The organism is Nostocoides sp., from assembly GCF_035343835.1.
In the GTDB taxonomy this organism is placed as follows: Bacteria; Actinomycetota; Actinomycetes; order Actinomycetales; family Dermatophilaceae; genus Nostocoides_A; species Nostocoides_A vanveenii.
On the sequence record NZ_DAOQZV010000241.1, the window covers coordinates 1 to 4609 of the forward strand.

At 69.2% G+C, this 4609-nt stretch carries 3 protein-coding genes and 1 pseudogene; all 4 read right to left on the minus strand.

Going from position 1 to position 4609, the window contains the following annotated elements; genetic code table 11:
• Nucleotides 1–236, minus strand: a 236-nt coding sequence (locus PKH97_RS13885) for a hypothetical protein (protein WP_324388135.1), incomplete at its 3' end; no start/stop codon positions are given.
• Nucleotides 237–253: 17 nt separating this feature from the next.
• Nucleotides 254–418 (minus strand): annotated as a pseudogene (locus PKH97_RS13890) (hypothetical protein); the annotation flags it as partial.
• A gap of 629 nt (nucleotides 419–1047) precedes the next feature.
• The gene (locus PKH97_RS13895) at nucleotides 1048–2814 is read right to left on the minus strand and encodes a proline--tRNA ligase (RefSeq protein ID WP_324388133.1); all 1767 of its coding nucleotides are present in this window, start codon (nucleotides 2812–2814) and stop codon (nucleotides 1048–1050) included.
• A 214-nt stretch (nucleotides 2815–3028) separates the two neighbouring features.
• Nucleotides 3029–4609 (minus strand): DEAD/DEAH box helicase (locus tag PKH97_RS13900; protein ID WP_324388134.1); only part of this gene is annotated, 1581 nt, incomplete at its 5' end.

Sequence of the window (4609 nt, forward strand, 5' to 3'; positions counted from 1 at the left end):
ACCCGTCGAGTGGCCGGCACCGTAATAGCCGGAGCCGGTCTTCTTGCCCTCTCAGGTGGCGTCGTTGACACCGTGCGGTTGGCGTCGTAGAACGTCGGGCACGCGAGTTGGTCGGCCTCACGTTCGAGGACGTTGATCGCCTGCTTGGCCTGCAGGCCAGTGTCGGTGCCACGGATGAGCGCGAGGACCCCGGCACAGGCGGGCCGGCCATCGATGTGCCCTGCTTCCAGCCCCACCCGCCATTCGTCACGGTCGACAGGATGCGTCCGTTGCGGCTCGGCGTTGCCGAGGGCACGCGGAAGTCGCCGCAGGGGGCGGTGACGTCGATGACATTGCGACCGTAGTTGCTGTAGTACGACTTGACCGCCGTCGGGCCCACGCAGGAGACACTGACGGTGTTGTCCACCTCGGTGGGCATGTCATAGCACCGGTGATCGGTGAAGCGCGGCTCCGGTTCATCGACATTGTCCGGGCTGCCGGCGTGGTGGCCGCGCCCAACGTAGCGGCGGTGGCAGTGGACGGGGTGAAGGCCAGGCAGGTGCCTGCGGCCGCTGTCATACCGGCCGTGGCGATGGCAAGGGTGGTGCGTGGACGTCTCACGCGTGATCTCCTCGGGTGGTCAAGGGCGTCTCATTGCCCTTCAAGCCCGCGGTCGCGGGCGTCCTGCCACCCTCGCACGTGACCGGGGCAACCCGGCGCTAACGGTCCCCCGGATCCGTCCAGGCGGACGCGGCCAATGTCGCTACGAGACGGCTGCCGGCAGACAACGCCCACGTCGACTGGACGTGTCAGCGAACGGCGAGGCCCTTACCGCACCTTTCCTACCCCCGGCCATTAGGGCATCGTTGCGTGGATGCGCGAAGTCCGCCGCCACCCAGCCTCGGGAGCACGTATGCTGCCGCGCCGGCTTTGGCTTGTGGGGAGGCATCGGGCAGGGCTGGAGTGGCGCGCCCGGAATTTGCGGCCCGGTTCAGACCCGCCTTGACAACCCGAACCGGCCTTTCGACGGGGCTGAACCGGCCTCTCGACGGGGAGTTGGGGGTCAGATCAGGGCGCGGCGAGCTCGGCAAGGATCTGGGTGACCGCATCGGCGGAGGCAACCTCGCGGCGCTCGCCGGAGCGGCGGTCCTTGATCTCGATCGTCCCGTCCGCGAGCCCGCGGCCGACGACGACGATGGTCGGCACGCCGATCAACTCGGCGTCCTTGAACTTCACACCCGGGCTGGCCTGCTTGCGGTCGTCATAGAGCACGGTCGCGCCCTCCGCCTCGAGCTCCCGAGTCAGCTGCTCGGCGAACTCGAAGACCGCCGGGTCCTTGCCGGTCGCGACGATGTGGACGTCGGCGGGGCTGATGTGCCGCGGCCAGATCAGGCCGAGCTCGTCGTTGTTGCCCTCGGCGATGCAGGCGACCGCACGGGAGACACCGATGCCATAGCTGCCCATGGTCACGGTGCGCAGCTTGCCGTTCTCGTCGAGCACCTTCAGGTCCAGCGCCTCGGCGTATTTGCGGCCCAACTGGAAGATGTGGCCCATCTCGATCCCGCGCGCCGACTCCAAGGCGTGCCCGCACGAGGGGCAGGCGTCGCCTGGGCGCACGTCGGCGGCCTCGATGGTGCCGTCGGCGGTGAAGTCGCGGCCCGCGACCAGACCAATGACGTGGCGCCCCGGCTCGTTAGCCCCGGTCACCCACGCGGTGCCCTCGACCACCCGCGGGTCGAGCAGATAGCGCACGCCCGATGTGCCCTCCGACCCGAGTGCGCCGGGGCCGATATAGCCCTTGACGAGCGCCGGATTGGCGGCGAACTGCCCCTCGTCGAAGGGCTCGACGACCGCCGGCTCGACCTGGGCGGCGAGCCTCTTCTCGTCGACCTCACGGTCGCCGGGCACGCCGATGGCCAGCGGCTCGGCGGTGCCGTCCGGGTGACGCAGTAGCACCAAGACATTCTTGAGCGTGTCCCCCGCGGCCCACTCCCGATCGGTGCGGGGGAAGGCCGAGTTCAGATGTGCCACAAGAGTGTCGATGGTAGGGGTGCCGGGAGTGTCCTCGACGTGCGCGGGGGGAGCATCGGCATACGGCACGGCATCGGGGATGGGGACCTGCACGGCTTCGACGTTCGCGGCATACCCGCAGCTGGGGCAGCGGACATAGGTGTCCTCGCCGTTCTCGGCGGTCGCGAGGAATTCCTCGGACTTCGAGCCGCCCATCGCGCCGGCCATCGCCTGGACGATGACGTAGTGGAAGCCGAGCCGGTCGAAGATCCGGACATAGGCGTCGCGGTGCAGTTGGTAGGACTTGTCGAGCCCGGCGTCGTCAATGTCGAAGGAGTAGCTGTCCTTCATCACGAACTCGCGGCCGCGCAGGATGCCGGCCCGCGGGCGGGCCTCGTCGCGATACTTGATCTGGATCTGGTAGAGGCTGACCGGCAGATCCTTGTAGGAGTTGAACATGTCCTTGACCGCGAGGGTGAACATCTCCTCGTGCGTTGGCCCGAGCAGGTAGTCGCCGTCCTTGCGGTCCTTCAGCCGGAAAACGTTGGGGCCGTACTCGGTCCAGCGTCCGGTCGCCTCATACGGCTCGCGGGGCAGCAGGGCGGGGAAGAGCAGCTCCTGGGCGCCGATCGCGTCCATCTCCTCGCGCACGATCGTCTCGACGCGCTTGAGGACCCGCAGCCCGAGCGGCAGCCACGTGTAGATGCCGGGGCTGACCCGGCGGATGTAGCCCGCCCGCACCAGGAGTTGGTGGCTCGGCACCTCCGCGTCCGCCGGGTTCTCGCGAAGGGTTCGCAGGAACAGGGACGACATGCGCATGGCCACGTGGGTTCTCCTCGATATGGGGGTCGGCCAAGGATATTCCAGCCCGTATGCCGCCTCCTCGCCTTTATCGCCTCGCCCCGGCTCCGGCCGTGGCTGGCCGCCGGCGCCGAGGAGGGCCTACGAGGGCGCTTGACTGCACACTCGACCAGAAAATTGTGCGCTCGATGGTCGGGATTTGTCTTTTTCGACGGGAATGGGTGGGTCAGGGGGAAGGTCAGAAGCGGCGGCGGGGGCGCAGGCCGCCGTCGGGCCGGGGGCGGCCGGGGCCGCGACCGCGGCCCTTGAAACGGGTGCTCGGGCGGGGCGCGATGATGTCCTGCCAGACAGACTCGGGGACGGGCGCACCGGTCGGTTCGACACCCTCGTCCGCCGCGGAGCGCGCATCGAGACGCTCCGGACGGATCGAGAGGGCGACCTCGTCGATGATGCGCTCCATCGCCTTGCGCTGATGCGGCAGGGCAAGGGTGACGACCGAGCCCTCGGAACCGGCGCGAGCGGTGCGACCGGCCCGGTGGACATAGGTCTTGTGATCGGCCGGCGGGTCAACCTGAACGACCTGGGTCACGTCGTCGACGTGGATGCCGCGCGCGGCGACATCGGTCGCGACGAGCACCTGCAGGCGCCCGTCCTTAAAGGCCTCGAGGACCTTGTTGCGCACCGACTGATTCAGCCCGCCATGGATCGGCCCGGCGAGAATCCCGCTCTCGCGCAGCTGACTTGCCACTCGGTCGGCGCCCAGTTGGGTGCGCACAAAGATCAGCGTGCGGCCCGGCCGGCCGCTGATCTGCGCGGTCAATGTCTTCTTCATCGACGGCTCGATCAGGAGCACCCGGTGGTCCATCGTCGAGACGGCCGCAGTCGGGTCGTCCGTCGAGTGCGTCACCGGGTCGACGAGGTACTTCTGCGCCAACTCGTCGATCCCCTTATCGAGGGTCGCCGAGAAGAGCAGCCGCTGGCCGCCCTCGGGCACCAGATCCATGATCTCCGTGACTTCTGGCAAGAAGCCGAGGTCGGCCATGTGATCGGCTTCGTCGAGGACGACGATCTCGACATTGTCAAGGATCGCGGCGCCGCGTTCGATCAGGTCCTGCAGGCGCCCGGGGGTGGCGACAACCACGTCGACCCCGCGGTCGAGAGCAGTCAGTTGCGGCGGGTAGGGCATGCCGCCGGCGACGACCTTCTGGCTGACACCGGCTGCGCGGGCGATCGGCTCGAGGGCATCGGCGACCTGGAGCGCGAGCTCTCGAGTCGGGACCAAGACGAGGGCGCGCGGACGGTTCGGGGTGGTGCGGCCCTGGCTGAGCCGAGCGAGGGTCGGCAGGCCGAACGCCATCGTCTTGCCCGATCCGGTCCGGCCGCGACCGAGCAAATCTTTGGCCGCAAGCGCATCCGGAATGGTTGCGGCCTGGATCGGGAAGGGCGATCGAATCCCCCGTGCCGCAAGGGCTTTCACGATCGCCTCGGGCAGCCCGAGGTCGGCGAAGCTGGGGCCGTGCGGCTCGGGCGCTGTGCCGGTCGCCGGCGAAGGTGCGGATTCGGCCAAGAGCTCGATCGCACCGCGCGGCTCGGGCTTGGAGCTCGTCGCCGGCGCAGAGTCGGCTCCGGGCCCTACCGGGTTCGCGGTTTCGGGGCCGGTGATCGCGTCAGGCTGGTCGGTCGGCGACGCGACACGCTCGGGCGCGTTGACGACCCGGTCCGTGGGCCGACTGGCGTCGACCCCCCACTGCCCGCGCGCGCGGTCTGCACGCAACGGACGCGGCTCGTGATGCGGGCCGTCGCTGTAGCGCCCGGTCGG